Below are 17,629 nucleotides of genomic sequence, written 5' to 3' on the forward strand. Positions count from 1 at the left end.
CTCGCGGTCCCTATTCCGAGGCCGAGGCGAGCAACTGAACCTGGGTCAGCAGCGACGACATGTTGTCCGACATCGTCGTCAGCGTGTCGTTCATGTTGATCTGCTGCTCGAGCGACGAGTAGGTCGCCAGCTGGCTGGTGAACTCGGTCGGATCGGTGGGATCCAGCGGGTTCTGGTTGGTCAGCTGCGTCATCAGCAGCTTCAGGAAGTCGGTGGTGCCAAGCTGCAGCGTGCCGGACGAACTGCTCGAGCTCGTCGTGCTGGTGCTCGTCGCCGAGGAGACGGTGGTCATGGAGAAAGCCCTCCGGTGAAGTCGGTCCGGTCGCTCTGGGCGCCGATCGACGTGTTCAACGGAGGCTCCGCGCCGGATGGGGCGGATTATTTTTAGTTGGCCTGACCCCTCTCTCATCGAGAGAGGGAGGGGCCCATGGCGCAGCCATGGGAGGGTGAGAGGTTACGATGGGTGCGGTCGTTGCGCGCGTTCCTTAAGACTTGGAGCGCTGGCGCGAGCGTGGGTGGGTTTGCCGGCAAGCGATGAAACCTCTCACCCTCCCACCGCTTCGCGGCGGGCCCCTCCCTCTCTCAAAGAGAGAGGGGGCAGGGCGGTGAAAAAATAATCCGCCCCATCGTCGGCGGACGTCCCGTTCAACCCGTCGAAGCCAGGCCGTCAGAACGGCGGACAGCTTCCCGACCGGACTCTCCCCCGGGCGGACTCCAGACAGAGAACCGGACTAGAACATGCCAGTTATCTCCACCAACACGGCCGCCAACACCGCCCTGCGCTACCTGAACAACAATTCGGCCGCGCAGAGCGAATCCCTGGCGAAGCTGTCGAGCGGCTCGCGGATCGTCAGCGCGAAGGACGACGCCTCCGGCCTCGCCATCGCGACGTCCATGAACGCCGACATCACCGTGCTCAACCAGGCCGCCACCAACGTGACCAGCGGCACTTCGGTGCTGAACACCGCGGACGGCGCCCTGTCGAACATCGCCGACATCCTGCAGCGCATGAACTCCCTGACGGCCCAGGCCCAGTCGGGGACGTCGAGCACTGCCGACCTGTCGTACATCAGCGCCGAGTACGAGCAACTGACCGAGGAAATCAACGACATCGCCGAGACGACGACCTTCAACGGCGTCACTCTGCTCAACGGTGACAGCAACTACACCGAAGGCACCGGCGTCGATTTCATGGTCGGCACGTCCAGCACCGATGTCATCAAGGTCGAACTGGGTGAGGCCAACACCACGGGGCTGAACCTGACCGTCACCTCGATCACCTCCACCAGCGACGCCGTCGCTGCCATGGACGAGATCGACTCGGCGATCACGGCGGTCTCGAAAATGCGCGCCGACGTCGGCGCCACCCTGTCGCGCTTCGAGTTCCGCGGCGACGTGATCTCCACGTCGCTCGAGAACCTGGAGTCGGCGGCGTCGGCGATCACCGACGTGGACATCGCCGCCGAGCAGACCAACTTCACCAACGCCCAGACCCTGACCAGCGCAGCGATTTCGGCCCTCAGCCAGGCCAACTCGATGAGCCAGTCGCTTCTGAAGTTGCTGCAGTAGTCGCTCGTGTCGCGATGGCGGGGGCCTGGCTCCCGTCGTCCTGCAGACTGGCGGGGGAGCCTCTAAGGCTCTCCCGCCGACTTTCCGGACATTGCCATGACGACCACCAGCAGCGTCTCGACCTCGGGCTCGACGACCTATCTGACCGGCACGATCTCGGGGCTCGACACCGACTCCCTGATCGAGGCGGCCGTCGCCCAGAAGACCGCCCGCGCCGACACCATCGACGCCAAGGTCACGGCCAACGAGACCAAGATCGCCTCGTACCAGTCGCTGCAGACCCTGCTGCAGGCGATCTCGGATTCGATGACCGCGCTGGCGGGCACGACCTACAGCTCGGTCACGACGACCACCAACGCCTTCGACGAGAAGAGCGCCTATCTGACCGCCTCGGACGGCACGGACGCCACCTCGGTGATCGCCGTCGACGCCGACAGCGACGCGGTGGCCGCTTCCTACGAGATCACCGTCACCCAGCTGGCCAAGGCCATGAAAGCAGCCTCCACCGCCCAGACCTCGGGCACGGCGCTGGGCCTGTCGGGCGTGATGTCGGTGGGCGTCGACGGCGGGACCGCCGCCGAGATCACCGTCACCTCGACCATGACGGTCAGCGACATCGCCGCGGCGATCAACGCCAAGACCAGCACGACCGGCGTCACCGCCACCCTGATCACCAGCTCGACCGGCACGCGCCTGGTGATGTCGACCAGCGACACCAACCAGCAGATCGCCCTGTCGTCGGTGTCGGGCGACGACGTTGGGCTGTCGCTGGGCCTGACCGATAGCTCGGGCGCCTTCGCCAACGTGCTGCAGGCCGCCCAGCCCTCGATCGTCACCATCGACGGGGTCGAGATCGAGAGCGACGGCAACGAGCTGACCGACGTCATTCCCGGCCTGTCGATCTCGCTGCTGCAAGCCACCAGCGGCCAGACCATCACCCTCGACATCGAGGCCAACTACGACGACATCAAGACGGCGATCACCGACTTCATCGACGCCTACAACGCCCTGCGCGCCTTCGTGGTGACCAACCAGACGGTGGGCTCGGGCGGGGTGGTGGCCGACGACGCGGTGCTGTTCGCCGACGGCATACTGCGCGACGTCAATCGCCAGCTGAACGCGCTGCTGGGTGGCAAGTCGGGTTCGGATGACGAACTGACCGACCTGTCGGCCCTGGGCATCACGCTCAACAGCGCCAACCAGCTGGAGCTGTCGGACGAGACCTCGCTCGACAATCTGCTGCTGACCGACCTGTCCAGCGTCGCGGCCTTCTTCGAGACCAGGTTCGAGGCCAGCGACAGCAACCTCAAGCTTCTGAAGAACGACACCACCCTGTCCTACGACTTCGACCTGGAGGTCACGGTCACCGACGGGGCGATCTCCAGCGTGTCGGTGAACGGCGATAGCAGCCTGTTCACGATCTCGGGCAGCCGGATCATCGGCGCGACGGGGTCGATCTACGACGGCCTGTCCTTCGCCCTGGCCAGCCCGACCAGCGGCACGATCTCGGTGCAGATCACCCAGGGCTTCGCCAACCTGATCACCAGCCTGATGGGCGACTACGCCAACACCACGACCGGCGTGATCCAGCAGCGCATCAACACCCTCGACACGGTCAACAGCGACCTGACCGAACAGTCGGAGACCATCCGCGACAACGCGGAGACGTACCGCACCAAGCTGATCGCGAAATACTCGGCGATGGAGACAGAGCTCTACGCCGCCCAGATCCTTCAAGAGCAGATCAAGGCCATCCTCGGAGCCAGCAGCGATGACGACGACTAACAGCCAGGCGTTCAGCGCCTATGCGGCCTCGAGCCGCCTGACCGCCAGCCCGCGCGACGTGCTGGCCTCGGTGCACGAGGAGCTCTACCGGGCCATCGGCTCGGCAAAATTCGCCCACGAGCAGGGGCGGCTGGATCAAATGTGCCGCCACGCCATGCGCGCCACCCAGATCCTCACCGTGCTGTCGACGAGCCTGGATTTTTCGGCCGCCGGACCGGACGGCAAGACGTTGCGCAGCTTCTACCAGTACGTGCTCGACAGCATGGTTCGCGCCAGTCGTCGCAAAGATGTGTCGAATTCGTATCAAATCGTACTCGACTTGTTGCGCCCGTTCTGTAAAGAACTCCGTTCTGAAAAATAGAAATGTTCTCGCGTATCGTCATCGTGTCGGATAAATTCAGCAATGTATTTATCTGATATGTGGCACGCTGTTTGCCAATCTCATTGCGATACAGCGATGGAGGCGAGTAATCGCCATGGCGAATTCAGCGATGACTGTGACGGGCGAGTTCGGGCTGGCGGATGCACGGTCTGACGAAGACCTGTTCCTGGCCTGCCGCGAGGGCGACCAGGTGGCGTTCCGGGTGCTGGTCGACCGGCATCTGCGGATGGTGCGGCGGCTGGCCCTGAACGTCCTGGGCGACGTGCAGGAGGCCGAGGACGCGGCCCAGGAGGCATTTATTGCCGCCTGGCGCGCCCGCGAACGCTGGACTCCGGAGGCGCGGTTCTCGACCTGGCTGCACCGCATCGCGGTCAACAAGGCCATCGACCGTCGCCGCGTCCGCAAGGCCGTGCCGGAGAGCCAGGAGGTCATCACCCGCCTGGCCGACGCCGAGGTCCAGGGGCCGGCGCAAGCCGACGCCCTGGCCAGCCTCGAACGCTCGGAAGTCGCCGTGACCCTGCAGCAGGCCCTGGGCAAGCTGCCGGACACCCAGCGCCAGGCTTTGACTTTGTTCTATTTCGAAGAGCTCGAGGTCGGTAGAATCGCCGACGCCATGGGCTGTTCGGAACAGGCGGTCCGCTCGCTCCTGAAACGGGGCCGGCAGACCTTGAAGACGAGACTCCAGAGGCAGAAGAAGATCTGTGGCTATGGACCTGAAACTGTTCGAAGCGCGCCTGAAGGCGCTGGGCGCGGCGCTTGACCGCTGGCCCGAAGACGAGGCGGAGGCCGCGCTCCACCTGCTGACGACCTCGGAGGCGGCGCAGGACCTGTTCGCGCAAGTGACGGCCCAGGACATCGGCGTGTTCGACGAGCCCGGCGGCGACCTGTCTCCATTGGCCGACCGCATCGCCCGGAACCTCTGAGCAGCGCCGCGCCTTGAAGGCGTCGTGATCGGCGGGCCATCCTGGCTGTCGAAAGCGAGAATCTTCATGCTGCTTCGACGCCTTACGCTCGGCCTGACGCTGCTGGCCATGGCCGCGCCGCCGGCCTTCGCCGCTTCGGACCCGATCGATCCCCAGAAGGAATACTCGCCGGCCTACGACCGCTGCCTGAACAGCGGCGACGCCATCAAGGGCGTCACCGTGGCCATGGCCGGCTGTACCAACGAAGAACTCCAGAAACAGGACGCCCGCCTGAACCGCGCCTACAAGGCGGTGATGGCAAAGCGCTCGAAGGCCGAGCAGGCCAAGCTGCGAACCGTCCAGCGGGCCTGGATCAAGCGTCGCGACGCCGAATGCCAGGAAGACCTGACCGGCGGCACCATCGACATGCTCAACATCGGCGGCTGCCATCTCAGCATGACGACGATCCGGGCTGTGGAGCTGGAGCGGATGGCGAAGAAGCGCTGACCAGGAACCTCCCCCTGTGGGGGAGGCGATCGCGTAGCGATCGGTGGGGGAAGGTGTTGCAGGCTTCTGTCCGCCTAGAAAGCTGAAGCCGGCCCCCCACCGGCCTTCGGCCGCCTCCCCCACAGGGGGAGGTTCCATCGCGGCGCCTACGCAGAACCCCTTATGCGGCGTTCCCGAATTTACCCGCACGAAGAGTAGGGGGAATGTGCCGGCGTCGGGGCGGCGTCTTTCGCCCCCATTCCTTCGGGAGCCGTCTGATGCTGTCGCCCCTTCGCTTCGAGCCCGCCTACGCCCAGCCGGCCCTGCCGGTCGCCGCCGCCAGCGTCATCCGCTACGCCGCCGGCGAGGAGATCTTCGCCGAGGGCGACAGCGCCGACCACGTCTACGAGCTGGTCGAGGGCACGGTGCGCACGGGCCGGCTGCTGCGCGACGGCCGTCGCCAGATCGACGCCTTCCACTTCGCCGGCGAGGCTTTCGGCTTCGAGGCCGGGGAGGTGCGCCGCACCACGGCCGAGGCGGTCTGCGAGGTGACGGTCCGCATCGTGCGCCGCCGGGCGCTCAGCGACCTGGCCGCCCGCGACGGGCAGGTCGCCCGCCAGCTCTATCAACTGACCATATCGGGGTTGCAGCGCAGCCAGGACCACGTGCTGATGCTGGGCCGCCGCAGCGCCTGCGAGCGGGTGGCGGGCCTTCTGCTGCTGCTGGCCGACCGCACCGGCGAGGCGGCCTTCGACCTGCCGATGAGCCGCCAGGACATGGCCGACTATCTCGGCCTGACCATCGAGACGGTGTCGCGCACCCTGACCGGCTTCCTGCAGGAAGGCCTGATCGCCCTGCCGACCGTGCGCCACGTCGAGCTGCTGGACCGCGACGCGCTGGAAGCGCTCTGCGAATAGCAGAACGGCCTCCCCGCGGGGGCGGGAAGGCCGTTCGAACATCTGTGGCGAAACCCTCGTCCTTCGACGGGCTCAGGATGAGGGTCTTCTGGCGCCGAGTTCTGCCTTGGTCCTCACCCTGAGCTTGTCGAAGGGCGGGGACCAAGCATCAGGCCGCCGGCAGCTCGCCCATGGCGCTCTGCAGGTAGTTCTGCTCGCCCAGCGACTTTATCAGCGACAGCTGGGTTTCGAGGTAGTCGATGTGCTCCTCGGTGTCGTTGAGGATCTCGCGCAGCAGCTCGCGGCTGATGTAGTCGCGGGCCTGCTCGCACTGGACGATGCCCGGCACCAGCAGTTCGCGGTTGAACAGCTCGATCGACAGGTCGGCGGCCAGGCATTCCGGCACGGTCTCGCCGATCTTCAGCTTGTGCAGGTCCTGCAGGTTGGGCAGGCCCTCGAGGAAGAGGATGCGGTTGATCAGCTTGTCGGCGTGTTTCATCTCGCCGATCGATTCCTGGTAGACGATCTGGCCGAGGCGCTTGAAGCCCCAGTTGTCGTGCATGCGGGCGTGCAGGAAGTACTGGTTGACGGCCGTCAGCTCGTTGGTGAGCACAGCGTTCAGGACGCGGATAACGCCGGGATCGCCTTGCATGGCGGCCTCCTAAGGTTCGAGTTCGCCCGCACCCTTAGTCGGCTTTTTCAGCGCTTCAACAGTAATGTGTGCAAGTGTTTCGCAGCCTCACAGAAAAGCGTGAGAGTGCTTCGCGGTAACCTGAAATCGTCGACTTTGCGTCGCAGGAAGCCTTACTCGGCGGCGTAAGCCAGAGCTTCCTGGGCTTCCTGAATCATCTGGCGCATCTCGCAGACGCACTTGGCGCACTGGGCCTGGCAGCCCTTGTGGCGGAAGATCTCGGCCGGACGAGTCGCCCCCGCGTCGATCGCGGCGCGGACTTCACGCTGGCGGATGCCGTTACAATTGCAGACGTACAAGGAAGGAACGCCCTACCGAATGATTGTCATTCTCATCTAGCAGTTTTCCACCGGTTTGCAACTGACTCTCAGTCGAGTTCGCAGCGACCCGTCGTCGCGGGCGAGGATGGCGGGCCGCCAAAGTCGCGCTCGGCGTCAAATCGGCGTAAAGGCGGCGCATGACGCTCGACTGCCGCCTCTATCTGATCACCCCGCCGTCCCTGCCGGACCTGGCCGCCTTCGGTCGCCAACTGGCCCGCGCCCTGGAGGGCGGCGACGTGGCGGCCGTGCAGATCCGCCTCAAGGACGTGCCCGACGACGTCGTGGCCGCCGCCGTGCAGGCCCTGTCGCCGATCGCCCGCGCCCGCGACGTGGCGGTGGTCCTCAACGACCGTCCCGACCTGGCCGCCCGCCTCGACTGCGACGGCGTGCACGTGGGGCAGGGCGATACGCCCTACGCCGCGGCCCGCAAGCTGATGGGCAAGGACCGCATGGTCGGCGTCACCTGCCACGACAGCCGCCACCTGGCCATGGAGGCCGCCGAGGCCGGGGCTGACTACGTGGCCTTCGGGGCCTTCTTCCCGACCACGACCAAGGATGCGCCGATCGTCGCCGAGCCCGACATCCTGTCGATCTGGCAGGAGACGATGGAGGTTCCGTGCGTGGCCATCGGCGGCATCACCGCCGACAACGCCGCGGGCCTGGCCACCGCCGGCGCCGACTTCCTGGCCGTCTCGGGCGGGGTATGGGCCCATCCGGAAGGGCCCGACGCGGCCGTGGCGGCGCTGAACGCGGCCATCGCCCAGGGGCTCGCCGCGCGCGGCTGACACACCGCCGAACGCGCATAACGACGTTCTCTTGCCGTGGTTGTGGGAGAGGCATAGCGTCCTCCCCGCGAACGATAACGGGGAGGGACCGCCATGCAGAAGCGGCTCGTAGCGTGTTTGCTCAGCGTACCCATGCTGGTCATGGCCGACGTTCCGACGGCCGCCGAGACCTGGAAGCCGGCCCCCGGCGAGGCCAAGACCTTCTATGACGCCGATTTCCTGAGAGTGGACGAGAAGACCGGCCTGGTGGTGCTGCGCATCGCCGAGGGCAAGGGCGGCGGGCCGTACAAGGCCTGGCCGGCCGGCAAGGGCCCGATCATGCTGTTCGCCCTCGACTGCGCCGCGGACAAGTGGATGGACCTCGGCATGGACTTCGCCGGCGACAAGGGCCTGCCCAAGAACTGGCGGCAGGAAGCCAAGGTCGACGACATCTCCGGCGCGGCGGGCAAGGCCGGCAAGCTGGCCTGCGAGACAAAGGACAGCCTGCCCAAGACGCCGTTGCCTTAGCGCCGGAGGGAGTCTTCTACGGCGCCACCCGCGCCAGCTTGTCGGGATTGCGCATGGTGTAGACGGCGGCGATGCGGCCATCGACGATGTCCAGGCCCATGGTCTGGATGACGACGCCGGCGTGCGACAGCACCACGCCCGGCTGACCGTTGATGCGCGCCAGGCGCACGGCCACGTCGTCGGGCTGGGGCCACTTGCGGGCGATGCCCTCCAGCAGGCGCACGGCGTTTTCGAGGCCGAACACCGGGTTCATCGTCGCCGAGGCCTTGCCGCCGCCGTCGGCGTGCATGACCACGTCCTGCGCCAGGAGCCCCCGCAGGGTTCCCGCGTCGCCGCTGAGCGCCGCGGCGATGAAGGCCTGGGTCAGGCGGCGCTCCTCGTCGGCGCTGGGCTTGTAGCGCGGCTTGCCGGCCTTGACGTGGTCGCGGGCCCGGGCGGCCAGCTGGCGCACGGCCGCCTCGGAGCGGTCCAGGGTGGCGGCGATCTCGGAAAAGGGCGTGTCGAACACGTCGTGCAGCAGGAAGGCCGCGCGTTCGAGCGGGGTCAGGCGCTCCAGCGCCAGCAGGAAGGCCACGGTCAGGTTCTCGCCCAGGCCGAAGGTCTCGTCGACGTCGACCACGGGCTCGGGCAGCCATTCGCCGACATAGAGCTCGCGCCGGGCGCGGGCCGACTTCAGCCGGTCCAGGCACAGGCGCGAGACCACGCGGTTGAGGAAGGCGCCGGGATTGTCGACGCGGGCCTCGTCGACCTCGCGCCAGCGCAGCCAGGCGTCCTGCACCACGTCCTCGGCCTCGGCCCGCGAGCCGAGCATCCGATAGGCCAGGCCGGTCATGGCGTGGCGGCGGTTTTCGAAGATCTGGTCGGCCTGGGTCATGGCGCCTCGCGTCGCTTTGCGAACTCAGGACGAATTAGTTCTTGGCCCATGTGACACGGCGGGCCACAGAAAAGCGAATTCATCCGCGGGGGCGAGATCATGTGGTGGAGGCTGGCGCTGATCGGCGGGGTGACGGCGATCGTTCTGGCGGTGCTGGCGCCGATGTGCCCGGTCCGCATCGAGATCCTCGCGCCGCCGGACATGGGCTACGCGGATAGCGCCGATCCGGTCGGCGAGGCCGCGCAGTGGATCTTCTGGTGGCTCCCGACGGCCTTCGGCCTGTTGGTGGTCGTCGTGGCCGGCCTGCTGGCGCGTCGGATCGTCCGGAAGCACCGCAAGGCCGGCTGACCGGACCCGTCGTGGGGAACGACGGGCCCTATCCAGGCTTTAGTCGGCGATCCTATTCGGCGGCGTTGGCGGCGGCCGAGCGCAGGGCGGCGTAGTCGGCGCGGGCCTGGCCCAGCGTTTCGGTCACGCACGAGGCGTAGTTGGGGTGGCGGCTGGTCTTCAGCGCCTTGACGCACACCTGGCGGGCGGCGCGGGTCAGCTCGTCGCTGACGGCGGCCGAGGATTTGCCGGTCACCGAGACGCGCTGCGAGGCGCCGCTCAGCAGGGTTTCGGCGGCGACGGGTTGGGCCACGGCCAGCAGGGCGACGGCGGCGGTGATCAGGGAGAACTTGGTCATGGGGTCGTTCCTTGTTTGCGCTAAAGGGGAGTTTGCGCGTGGCGCGACCCCTCGCTTTGCGCTGGATCAACCGCCACCTATAAAATTGACCGATCGGTCCCCTTTTGCAAGGGGGAGGTCGAAACCGCGACAATCTGCCCCGCCTTGCCTTCCGGCGGCCCCGCGTCTAGGTTCCGCGCCCGCTCTTTCCCACTGCCATCGTCCGTCTCCCGCCGCCGCGCGTCCGCGCGCCGGTGCAGGGAATTCCATAGGATATCCGCCCGTGCCCACGCCTTCCGCCCTTCTCAACGTGATGATCGACGCCGCGCGCAAGGCGGCTCGCGGCCTGGCCCGTGACTTCGGCGAAGTCACCGAGCTGCAGGTTTCCAAGAAGGGCGCGGGCGACTTCGTGACCAACGCCGACCTCAAGGCCGAGCAGACCCTGTTCGAGATCCTCAGCAAGGCGCGTCCGGGCTACAGCTTCCTCGGCGAGGAGCGCGGCATGGTCGAGGGCACCGACAAGACCCACACCTGGATCGTCGACCCGCTGGACGGCACCACCAACTTCATGCACGCCATCCCGCACTTCGCGGTCAACATCGCCCTGCAGCGCGAGGGCGAGGTCGTCGCCGGCGTCACCTACAACCCGATCACCCACGACCTGTTCTGGGTCGAGAAGGGCCGCGGCGCGTTCCTCGGCGCCGAGAAGCGCCTGCGCGTCGCCGCCCGCAAGCACCTGGACGAGTCGGTGCTGGCCACCGGCGTGCCGTTCGTCGGCAAGCCGGGCCACGGCCAGTTCCTGAAGGAGCTGCACCAGGTCAGCCAGAAGGTCGCCGGCGTTCGTCGCTTCGGCGCCGCCTCGCTCGACCTGGCCTGGGTGGCCGCCGGCCGCTTCGACGCCTACTGGGAACGCAACCTCAAGCCCTGGGACGTCGCCGCCGGCGTGCTGATGGTCCAGGAATCGGGCGGCAAGGTCACCACCATCGAGGAGCACGGCGACCCGGTGCAGGGCGCCTCGATCCTGGCCTCGAACCCCGAGCTGCACCCGCAGGTTCTGAAGGCCCTGCAAGCCGCCGGCTGAGGTCTTTCGCAAGACTGGATTGGAAGGGGCTCCGGAATTTCCGGGGCCCTTTTCGTTTGCGGATGAGAGCATGGCCAAACCGCCATCGGCCCCTCGCCAAACCGTCACACCCGCGCGCTAATCAGCGGCCATGACCCTACTAACCCGCCGCGCCATGACGACCGCCGCCCTCGCTGGCACCATGGGCGCCAGCATGATCCCGACCATGGTCCGCGCCGGGGTGCGCAAGCCGGTGGTCATCGCCCATCGCGGCGCTTCCGGGGAGCGCCCCGAGCACACGCTGCTGGCCTACGGCCTGGCGGTCGATCAGGGCTGCGACTTCATCGAGCCCGACCTCGTGGTCACCAAGGACGGCCATCTGGTGGTGCGCCACGAGAACGAGATCGGCGGCACGACCGACGTGGCCCAGCGCCCGGAATTCGCCGCCCGCAAGGCGACCAAGACCATCGACGGCGAAAGCCTGACGGGCTGGTTTACCGAGGACTTCACCCTGGCCGAGATCAAGAGCCTGCGGGCCCGCGAGCGGCTGCCGCAGCTGCGCCCGGCCAGCGCCGCCTTCGACGGTCAGGCGCAGGTCCTCACCTTCGACGAGGTGGTCGCCTTCGCCCGGGCCGAGAGCAAGCGCGTGGGCCGGACGATCGGCGTCTATCCGGAGATGAAGCACCCGGCCTATTTCGCCTCGATCGGCCTGCCGATCGAAGGCCGGATGGTCGAGGCGCTCAAGCGCAACGACCTCAATTCCAAGACCGCGCCGGTGTTCGTGCAGTGCTTCGAAGTCGGGCCGCTGAAGACCCTGCGCCTGAAGACGCCCGCGCGCCTCGTTTTGCTGGTGGCGGGCGAGGGCGGTCCGGCCGACCTGCCCAGCGTCAAGTACGCCGACCTGGTCACGCCCGAGGGCCTGAAGGGCGTGGCGGCCTATGCTGACGGCCTGGGCCCGGAAAAGACGATGATCGTGCCGCAGGACAAGCAGACCCTGCTGCCGGCGACCTCGCTAGTGAAGGACGCCCATGCGGCGGGACTGGTGGTGCATCCCTGGACGGTGCGGGCCGAGAACTACTTCCTGCCGGCGACCCTGCGGCGCGGCAATGCGGGCGCCGCCGACTACCTGGCCCAGCGCGGTGACGTGACGGCGGTGCTGAAGGCGCTGTACGCCGCCGGCGTCGACGGGGTGTTCAGCGATTTCCCGGGGCTGGCGGTGGCGGCGCGCGGCTGATCACGGCTTGGGCGAGACGGGTGTTTCCTGACGCCCGCCCGCCGGAACGTCACACGCGGGCGTTGCAAAGGCGCCATGCTGGCCTCTCCAGATCGGGAGGCCCGCATGACCCAGCCGTTCCAGCTTTCCCTGGCCCCGCGCCAGCTGACCCAGACCATCAATCCGTGGTCGTGGAGCTTTGGCGACTTTTCGCTGTTCACCGTCAATCTGGGCCAGTCGCGCAGTCCTGAAGTGGAGGCGCGCGTGCTGGACGAGGTGGGCAGCTACGGCCGCCAGATCGGCCGCATCAGCGAGGCGCTGCTGGCGCTGGTCGACTGGGCGCAGAACCAGCCTGACGGTCCGTCCAGCCCCGCTTTCCAGGCGCTGCGCGACCAGGTGGCCCACGTGGCCCTGATCAAGAAGGCTGTCGAGGCCGAGGCGGCCGGCTAGCCCGCCTTGCGCAACGCGTGCAGGCGGAAGCCGCCGCGCGTGCCGGCGATGAAGCACAGCAGGGTGGCGATGGAGAGCAGCAGGCCCACCGACAGCTGCCCCAGCGAAGAATAGGGGCTGCTCGCCTTGTGGCCGACGATGGCCAGCACGGAGACGCCCAGACCGTAGACGGCGAACAGCAGGAGCAGCAGCGGGATCAGGCGCGTCTTGCGCCGCCACTGCACGACGCCCAGCAGCACGTAGACGAGGCCGACCAGGCCGCTGAAGCCGATGGTGGTCCAGACGATGGACGGCGCGGCGTTGGCCATCATCGCCTCGGCCATGGCCGGATCCTGCATGGCCGCGTTGGCCTGCACCTGGCGGCGCATCTCGTCGACATAGACGTCGAGCTTGAGGAAGATCATCGCCGCGCCGAACGCGCTGCTCACGGCCGCCAGCCAGGCGCCGACGGCCCCGGCGCGGGCGGCGCGCGTGGCGGTCTCCTCGTCCGGCAACTTGGCGAACGGATTAAGGACGGCCAGCTTGTCGATCACGATACGCACCCCCGGGACGAAGGGCGCGAGCTTCCGACGCCCGCGCCTGCTTCGTCAACCGAGGGGCTCGGTCAGGCCGCCTCGACGCCGAACTGCAGGCGGGCCAGGCGCGCATAGAGGCCGCCCCTGGCCACCAGGTCGGCGTGCGTGCCTTCCTCGACCACGCGGCCGTCCTCCATGACCACGATGCGGTCGGCCTGCAGCACGGTGGCCAGGCGGTGGGCGATGACCAGGGTGGTGCGGCCGCTCATAGCCGCGTCCAGGGCCTGCTGGACCAGGCGCTCGTTCTCGGCGTCCAGCGCGCTGGTGGCTTCGTCGAGCAGCAGGATCGGGGCCTGGCGGACCAGGGCGCGGGCGATGGCCAGGCGCTGGCGCTGGCCGCCCGACAGGGTCTTGGCGCGCTCGCCGACGGGTGTGTCGAAGCCCTCGGGCAGGGCGGTGATGAAGCCGGTGGCCTGGGCTGCGTCGGCGGCGGCGCGGGCTTCTTCCTCGGTGGCGTCGGCGCGGCCAAAGCGGATGTTGTCCATGGCCGAACCGGAGAACAGCGGCGAGTCCTGGGCCACCAGGGCCATCGTCCCGCGCACCTCGGCGGGCGTCGCCTCGCGCAGGTCGACGCCGTCCAGGCGGATCGCGCCGCCCTGCGGGTCATAGAAGCGCAGCAGGAGGCGCAGCACGGTGCTCTTGCCCGCGCCCGAGGGGCCGACCAGCGCGACGGTCTCGCCCGGCTTCACGGTCAGGGTAAAGCCGTTGAGGGCCGGAAGGTCGGGGCGGCCGGGATAGGCGAAGGCCACGTCCTGGAAGGCGATCTCGCCGCGCACGGGCGAGGGCAGGGCCTTGGGCGCCTCTGGCGGGGCGATGCCCGGCTTGGCGTTCAGCAGCTCGGCGATGCGGTCCATGGCCCCGGAGGCCTTCTGGACGTCGCCCCACACCTCGCCCAGGGCGCCGACCGAGCCGGCGGCCATGATCGCCAGCAGGGCGAACTGGGCCAGGGTGCCCGGCGTCATCTCGCCCTTCAGGACGAGCTGGGCGCCGAACCATAGCAAGAGGGTGACGCCGCCGAAGGCCAGGGTGATGACCACCGAGGTCATCATGGCCCGCGCGCGGATGCGGCGCACCGAGGCGTCGAAGGCCGTCTCGACCGCCGAACCGAACCGGCGGTCGGCCTCGCGCTCGCGCACGAAGGCCTGGACGGTGTCGAGCGCATCCAGGCTTTCACCCGCATAGCCGACGGCGTCGGCGAAGCGGTCCTGGGCCGTCGCGGAGAGTTTGCGGACGTTGCGGCCCATCAGGAACATCGGGGCCAGCACCACCGGCACCATCAGCACGATGAAGCCCGCCAGCTTGGGGCTGACCACGGCCATGTAGCCGAGGCCCCCGACCAGGCTGAGGGTGTTGCGGATGGCGATCGAGGCCGAGGCGCCGACCAACTGGTCGATCAGGGTGACGTCGGTGGTCATCCGCGACAGCACCTCGCCGGTGCGGGTCTTGAGGAAATAGGCCGGGTCCAGCGACAGCACGTGGCCATAGAGCGCGCGGCGCAGGTCGGCCACGACCCGCTCGCCCAGGCGCGTGACGAAGAAGAAGCGCGCGGCCGTGGCCACGGCCAGCACCAAAGCCACGCCGCCCAGCAGCAGGAAGGCGCTGTTGACCGAGCCGTGCGAGCCCTTGGCGAATCCCTTGTCGATCACCTCCTTGAAGGCGGCGGTCAGGCCCAGGGTGGCGCTGGTCGAGAACAGCAGGAAGAACCCCGCCGCCAGTGCGTCGCCGATGTGGCGGCGGACGAACGGCAGAAGGTGGGCGAGGGGCCGGATGTCCTTGCGGCGCGGGCGGCGGGCGGCCGCCTCGCTCAGGCTCTGGGCCAGTTCGGCGCCGGCGCCGGGTCGGCCGTCGGCCTGAATCTCGCCGCCGTTAACGTCGGTCATCAACTGGGTCCTTGCCAAAATCGCGCGGGTTCTTTATAGCCGCGCGTCTTCGAGGGCCACCCCGCAGGTGGCGCTCACCCACATTTCACGCCGCGCTCTAGTCGGTTGGACCGTCCGATGAAACAGAACATTCACCCCGACTACCACTTCATCACCGTCACCCTGACCGACGGCTCGAGCTACCAGACCCGCTCGACCTACGGCAAGGAAGGCGCGAACCTGGCGCTCGACATCGACCCGCGCACCCACCCGGCGTGGACGGGCGGCAACGCTCAGCTGATGGACCGTGGCGGCCGCGTCTCGCGCTTCAACGCCAAGTTCGCCGGTTTCACCGCGAAGAAGGCCTAAAGCCTCCAAGTCTCGCCGTAAGGGCGACGAAAAGCCGGCTCCGCGTTCGCGGGCCGGCTTTTTCTGTATCTGGGCTCTGAAAAGAAAAAAGCCGCGCCGGGGTCCGGCGCGGCTTCTGGCGTCAGCGCCAGGCGGTGGTGGTTTCGGCTTCCGGCTTGAAGTCGAATTCGCCGTCGGTCGAGGCCGACAGGTCGCGCCAGGCGTCGAGCTCGCCCTGCAGGCTGTCGATCTTGGCCTGCACCATGGCGAGCGCGTCCGTGCCGGCGCACCAGCGGACGGGCGGACGCTCGGCATTGGCCAGCGTCACCAGCGCCTGGCCCAGGCGCAGGGGATCGCCGGCCTGGTTGCGGCTGCGGGCGTCGTAGAAGGCCTTCAGGTCGGCGGCGACCTGGGCGTAGTCGTCGATGGCGTGCGAGGCGTGGCGCACCGAGGTCGGCTCCAGGAAGTCGGTGCGGAAGAAGCCCGGTTCGACCACCGTCACATGGATGCCGAAGCGGCGGACCTCGCCGGCCAGGGATTCCGAGAAGCCCTCCACGGCGAACTTCGAGGCGCAGTAGAGCGTGCCGCTCTCGCCGCCGACGATGCCGCCCACCGACGAGACGTTGAAGATCCGGCCCGAGCGCTGGGCGCGCATGGCCGGCAGCACGGCGCGGGTGACGTGCATCAGGCCAAAGACGTTGGTGTCGTACTGGGCCTGGGCGTCCGCCGCGGTCGATTCCTCGAAAACCGACAGGTGGCCGTAGCCGGCGTTGTTGACCAGCACATCGAGGCGGCCAAAGCGCGCCAGCGCGGCGTCGACGGCGGCCTGCACCTGGTCGGGGCGGGTCACGTCGAGGGCCAGCGACAGCAGGTTGTCGGCGTCGGGGCCGAGGGTCTCGACCAGGCTCTGGCGGTTGCGGGCGGTGGCCACGACGCGGTCGCCGGCGGCCAGGACGGCGCGGACGATGTCGGCGCCGAGACCGCGCGAGGCGCCGGTGACGAACCAGGTGCGGGGGGCGGGGGAAGTCATGGGGAAGCTCCTTCTGAGGAGCTTGCAGCATGGGCCGGGATCGGGCGGAGGTCGTAGACGGATGCCGCCAGCCTCTTGCACGATCCTGCCATTGTGGCGATCGCCATTGCTCGAGCGGGCCTTAAACGGTTGAATGTCGCCATGAGCAAGTTGCCCGAACTCGTCGACCTGGTGCGCGGCCATCTGGGAGCGGCCTCGACGGACGGCGTCGGTCCGCTGGTCCCGCCAGGCCTGCACCTGATCGCCAGCACGACCGTCACCGAGTCCCAGCAACTGGTCTACGAGCCGATGCTGTGCCTGATCCTCGACGGGTCCAAGACCACGACGCTGGGGGCCGAGAGCTATCCCTACCGCGCCGGCGAGTACCTGGTGGTGTCGGCCGACCTGCCGGTCAGCGGACGGGTGATCGCCGCGCCGTACCTGGCGGTGGGAATCCCGCTGGATCCGGCCATGATCGCCGACCTGCTGGTCGAGGCCGGCGAAGTCCTGCCCGAGATCACGCCGACCCGGGCCCTGGCGGTCAGCCGGATGGACGAGGAGCTGATCGAGACGGTGATGCGGCTGGTGCGCCTGCTGGACCGTCCGCGCGAGGCGGCGGTGCTGGGGTCGATGGTCCGGCGCGAGCTGATGTGGCGGCTGCTGAACGGCGAGCGGGGCGGCATGATGCGCCAGATCGCCTCGGCGGGCGGCCGGCCGGACCAGGTGCGCCGGGCGATCCGCTGGCTGCGCGCGCACTATGCCGAGCCCATGCGGATCGAAGAGCTGGCGCGGGTGGCGGGCATGAGCGAGACCTCGCTGCACCGCCACTTCAAGGCGGTGACCGCCATGAGCCCGTTGCAGTACCAGAAGCAGATCCGGCTGCAGGAGGCGCGCAACCTCCTGATGGTCCAGGGCCGCGACGTGGCGGGCGTGGGCTTTTCCGTCGGCTACGACAGCCCCTCGCAGTTCAGCCGGGAATACGCGCGCCTCTACGGCCGCCCGCCGGGCCGCGACATGGCGCGCCTGCGGGCCGATCCCTCGCTCAGCGTGGCGGTGTAGGGCAGGCTGACGAGGAGCCTCCCCCTGTGGGGGAGGTGATCGCGCAGCGATCGGTGGGGGGAGTTTTTCACGAAATCGTCCACCACCCCGAAAGCTGAAACCGTCCCCCCACCGGCCTTCGGCCGCCTCCCCCAAAGGGGGAGGTTCGCCGCCCAAGATCCTCCCCCTGAAGGGGGAGGTGGCCCGGAGGGCCGG

23 protein-coding genes are annotated in these 17,629 nt (G+C 68.3%); 15 read left to right on the forward strand and 8 right to left on the reverse strand.

The features are described from left to right. Positions 1-10: 10 nt before the first annotated feature. On the reverse strand, positions 11-292 hold the full coding sequence (locus DDF62_RS19160) for a flagellar hook capping FlgD N-terminal domain-containing protein (protein ID WP_101720058.1): 282 nt from the start codon (positions 290-292) through the stop codon (positions 11-13). A 446-nt stretch (positions 293-738) separates the two neighbouring features. On the opposite strand from DDF62_RS19160, the gene DDF62_RS19165 reads away from it, so the two are divergent. The 7 genes from DDF62_RS19165 to fixK all read left to right on the forward strand — a co-directional run bounded on the left by DDF62_RS19165 (position 739) and on the right by fixK (position 6,041). Beyond that, positions 739-1,569, forward strand: coding sequence for a flagellin (locus DDF62_RS19165; RefSeq protein WP_101720057.1), 831 nt, complete (start codon positions 739-741; stop codon positions 1,567-1,569). Positions 1,570-1,665: 96 nt separating this feature from the next. After that, a complete protein-coding gene (gene fliD, locus DDF62_RS19170; protein ID WP_116490564.1) occupies positions 1,666-3,354 on the forward strand; it encodes a flagellar filament capping protein FliD in 1,689 nt (562 codons plus the stop codon). Then, positions 3,341-3,715, forward strand: coding sequence for a flagellar protein FliS (locus tag DDF62_RS19175; RefSeq protein ID WP_058349598.1), 375 nt, complete (start codon positions 3,341-3,343; stop codon positions 3,713-3,715). The genes fliD and DDF62_RS19175 overlap by 14 nt, the downstream gene beginning before the upstream one ends. A gap of 130 nt (positions 3,716-3,845) precedes the next feature. Further along, complete coding sequence (locus DDF62_RS19180; RefSeq protein WP_116490565.1) at positions 3,846-4,496, forward strand: RNA polymerase sigma factor; 651 nt, start codon at positions 3,846-3,848, stop codon at positions 4,494-4,496. Continuing rightward, positions 4,444-4,659, forward strand: coding sequence for a hypothetical protein (locus tag DDF62_RS19185; protein WP_116490566.1), 216 nt, complete (start codon positions 4,444-4,446; stop codon positions 4,657-4,659). Before DDF62_RS19180 ends, DDF62_RS19185 begins: the two co-directional genes overlap by 53 nt. 66 nt (positions 4,660-4,725) lie before the next feature. Then, positions 4,726-5,145, forward strand: coding sequence for a lysozyme inhibitor LprI family protein (locus DDF62_RS19190; protein ID WP_116490567.1), 420 nt, complete (start codon positions 4,726-4,728; stop codon positions 5,143-5,145). Between the two features lie 257 nt (positions 5,146-5,402). Then, the gene (gene fixK, locus DDF62_RS19195; RefSeq protein ID WP_116490568.1) at positions 5,403-6,041 is read left to right on the forward strand and encodes a transcriptional regulator FixK; all 639 of its coding nucleotides are present in this window, start codon (positions 5,403-5,405) and stop codon (positions 6,039-6,041) included. Between the two features lie 148 nt (positions 6,042-6,189). Here fixK and bfr read toward each other — a convergent pair whose 3' ends face one another. Together bfr and DDF62_RS19205 are read right to left on the reverse strand one after the other, a co-directional pair. Next, positions 6,190-6,672 carry a bacterioferritin gene (bfr, locus tag DDF62_RS19200; protein WP_058349593.1) on the reverse strand — a complete coding sequence of 161 codons (483 nt, stop codon included), beginning with the start codon at positions 6,670-6,672 and terminating at the stop codon, positions 6,190-6,192. A 152-nt stretch (positions 6,673-6,824) separates the two neighbouring features. Beyond that, positions 6,825-7,010, reverse strand: coding sequence for a (2Fe-2S)-binding protein (locus DDF62_RS19205; RefSeq protein ID WP_058349592.1), 186 nt, complete (start codon positions 7,008-7,010; stop codon positions 6,825-6,827). A gap of 158 nt (positions 7,011-7,168) precedes the next feature. On the opposite strand from DDF62_RS19205, the gene thiE reads away from it, so the two are divergent. Continuing rightward, entirely contained in the window at positions 7,169-7,816 is a 648-nt protein-coding gene (gene thiE, locus DDF62_RS19210) for a thiamine phosphate synthase (protein WP_116490569.1), read from the forward strand. Positions 7,817-7,909: 93 nt separating this feature from the next. Next, entirely contained in the window at positions 7,910-8,323 is a 414-nt protein-coding gene (locus DDF62_RS19215) for a hypothetical protein (RefSeq protein ID WP_116490570.1), read from the forward strand. A gap of 16 nt (positions 8,324-8,339) precedes the next feature. Here the strand turns inward: DDF62_RS19215 and DDF62_RS19220 are convergent, their stop codons facing one another. Then, positions 8,340-9,197, reverse strand: coding sequence for a sigma-70 family RNA polymerase sigma factor (locus DDF62_RS19220; protein WP_116490571.1), 858 nt, complete (start codon positions 9,195-9,197; stop codon positions 8,340-8,342). A 99-nt stretch (positions 9,198-9,296) separates the two neighbouring features. On the opposite strand from DDF62_RS19220, the gene DDF62_RS19225 reads away from it, so the two are divergent. Beyond that, positions 9,297-9,545 (forward strand): hypothetical protein, encoded by a 249-nt coding sequence (locus tag DDF62_RS19225; RefSeq protein WP_116490572.1) that lies wholly within the window; start codon positions 9,297-9,299, stop codon positions 9,543-9,545. A 52-nt stretch (positions 9,546-9,597) separates the two neighbouring features. Here DDF62_RS19225 and DDF62_RS19230 read toward each other — a convergent pair whose 3' ends face one another. Then, positions 9,598-9,882 (reverse strand): hypothetical protein, encoded by a 285-nt coding sequence (locus DDF62_RS19230; protein ID WP_116490573.1) that lies wholly within the window; start codon positions 9,880-9,882, stop codon positions 9,598-9,600. Positions 9,883-10,144: 262 nt separating this feature from the next. Between DDF62_RS19230 and DDF62_RS19235 the strand changes: the two genes are divergently transcribed. The 3 genes from DDF62_RS19235 to DDF62_RS19245 all read left to right on the forward strand — a co-directional run bounded on the left by DDF62_RS19235 (position 10,145) and on the right by DDF62_RS19245 (position 12,584). Continuing rightward, entirely contained in the window at positions 10,145-10,942 is a 798-nt protein-coding gene (locus DDF62_RS19235) for an inositol monophosphatase family protein (RefSeq protein ID WP_165799375.1), read from the forward strand. 130 nt (positions 10,943-11,072) lie between these two features. Then, positions 11,073-12,155 carry a glycerophosphodiester phosphodiesterase gene (locus tag DDF62_RS19240; RefSeq protein WP_116490574.1) on the forward strand — a complete coding sequence of 361 codons (1,083 nt, stop codon included), beginning with the start codon at positions 11,073-11,075 and terminating at the stop codon, positions 12,153-12,155. 105 nt (positions 12,156-12,260) lie between these two features. Beyond that, on the forward strand, positions 12,261-12,584 hold the full coding sequence (locus DDF62_RS19245; RefSeq protein ID WP_116490575.1) for a hypothetical protein: 324 nt from the start codon (positions 12,261-12,263) through the stop codon (positions 12,582-12,584). Here the strand turns inward: DDF62_RS19245 and DDF62_RS19250 are convergent. Beyond that, on the reverse strand, positions 12,581-13,117 hold the full coding sequence (locus tag DDF62_RS19250) for a hypothetical protein (RefSeq protein WP_133244957.1): 537 nt from the start codon (positions 13,115-13,117) through the stop codon (positions 12,581-12,583). The genes DDF62_RS19245 and DDF62_RS19250 overlap by 4 nt on opposite strands. 71 nt (positions 13,118-13,188) lie before the next feature. Beyond that, positions 13,189-15,042, reverse strand: a complete 1,854-nt coding sequence (locus DDF62_RS19255; RefSeq protein WP_165832299.1) for an ABC transporter transmembrane domain-containing protein — start codon at positions 15,040-15,042, stop codon at positions 13,189-13,191. Between the two features lie 114 nt (positions 15,043-15,156). On the opposite strand from DDF62_RS19255, the gene rpmE reads away from it, so the two are divergent. Further along, the gene (gene rpmE / locus DDF62_RS19260; RefSeq protein ID WP_058349579.1) at positions 15,157-15,387 is read left to right on the forward strand and encodes a 50S ribosomal protein L31; all 231 of its coding nucleotides are present in this window, start codon (positions 15,157-15,159) and stop codon (positions 15,385-15,387) included. A 121-nt stretch (positions 15,388-15,508) separates the two neighbouring features. Here rpmE and DDF62_RS19265 read toward each other — a convergent pair whose 3' ends face one another. After that, the gene (locus DDF62_RS19265) at positions 15,509-16,396 is read right to left on the reverse strand and encodes an oxidoreductase (protein WP_116490578.1); all 888 of its coding nucleotides are present in this window, start codon (positions 16,394-16,396) and stop codon (positions 15,509-15,511) included. Between the two features lie 141 nt (positions 16,397-16,537). Here DDF62_RS19265 and DDF62_RS19270 point away from each other — a divergent pair, with 141 nt between their 5' ends. After that, complete coding sequence (locus tag DDF62_RS19270; protein ID WP_116490579.1) at positions 16,538-17,434, forward strand: AraC family transcriptional regulator; 897 nt, start codon at positions 16,538-16,540, stop codon at positions 17,432-17,434. The last annotated feature ends 195 nt before the right edge of the window (positions 17,435-17,629 follow it).

The organism is Caulobacter radicis, from assembly GCF_003094615.1.
Taxonomy (GTDB): Bacteria; Pseudomonadota; Alphaproteobacteria; order Caulobacterales; family Caulobacteraceae; genus Caulobacter; species Caulobacter radicis.

Coding starts and splice junctions, on each gene's coding strand:
- DDF62_RS19160 (WP_101720058.1), bottom strand. CDS start 292: ATGACCACCGTCTCCTCGGCGACGAGCACCAGCACGACGAGCTCGAGC.
- DDF62_RS19165 (WP_101720057.1), top strand. CDS start 739: ATGCCAGTTATCTCCACCAACACGGCCGCCAACACCGCCCTGCGCTAC.
- fliD (WP_116490564.1), top strand. CDS start 1,666: ATGACGACCACCAGCAGCGTCTCGACCTCGGGCTCGACGACCTATCTG.
- DDF62_RS19175 (WP_058349598.1), top strand. CDS start 3,341: ATGACGACGACTAACAGCCAGGCGTTCAGCGCCTATGCGGCCTCGAGC.
- DDF62_RS19180 (WP_116490565.1), top strand. CDS start 3,846: ATGACTGTGACGGGCGAGTTCGGGCTGGCGGATGCACGGTCTGACGAA.
- DDF62_RS19185 (WP_116490566.1), top strand. CDS start 4,444: ATGGACCTGAAACTGTTCGAAGCGCGCCTGAAGGCGCTGGGCGCGGCG.
- DDF62_RS19190 (WP_116490567.1), top strand. CDS start 4,726: ATGCTGCTTCGACGCCTTACGCTCGGCCTGACGCTGCTGGCCATGGCC.
- fixK (WP_116490568.1), top strand. CDS start 5,403: ATGCTGTCGCCCCTTCGCTTCGAGCCCGCCTACGCCCAGCCGGCCCTG.
- bfr (WP_058349593.1), bottom strand. CDS start 6,672: ATGCAAGGCGATCCCGGCGTTATCCGCGTCCTGAACGCTGTGCTCACC.
- thiE (WP_116490569.1), top strand. CDS start 7,169: ATGACGCTCGACTGCCGCCTCTATCTGATCACCCCGCCGTCCCTGCCG.
- DDF62_RS19215 (WP_116490570.1), top strand. CDS start 7,910: ATGCAGAAGCGGCTCGTAGCGTGTTTGCTCAGCGTACCCATGCTGGTC.
- DDF62_RS19220 (WP_116490571.1), bottom strand. CDS start 9,197: ATGACCCAGGCCGACCAGATCTTCGAAAACCGCCGCCACGCCATGACC.
- DDF62_RS19225 (WP_116490572.1), top strand. CDS start 9,297: ATGTGGTGGAGGCTGGCGCTGATCGGCGGGGTGACGGCGATCGTTCTG.
- DDF62_RS19230 (WP_116490573.1), bottom strand. CDS start 9,882: ATGACCAAGTTCTCCCTGATCACCGCCGCCGTCGCCCTGCTGGCCGTG.
- DDF62_RS19240 (WP_116490574.1), top strand. CDS start 11,073: ATGACCCTACTAACCCGCCGCGCCATGACGACCGCCGCCCTCGCTGGC.
- DDF62_RS19245 (WP_116490575.1), top strand. CDS start 12,261: ATGACCCAGCCGTTCCAGCTTTCCCTGGCCCCGCGCCAGCTGACCCAG.
- rpmE (WP_058349579.1), top strand. CDS start 15,157: ATGAAACAGAACATTCACCCCGACTACCACTTCATCACCGTCACCCTG.
- DDF62_RS19265 (WP_116490578.1), bottom strand. CDS start 16,396: ATGACTTCCCCCGCCCCCCGCACCTGGTTCGTCACCGGCGCCTCGCGC.
- DDF62_RS19270 (WP_116490579.1), top strand. CDS start 16,538: ATGAGCAAGTTGCCCGAACTCGTCGACCTGGTGCGCGGCCATCTGGGA.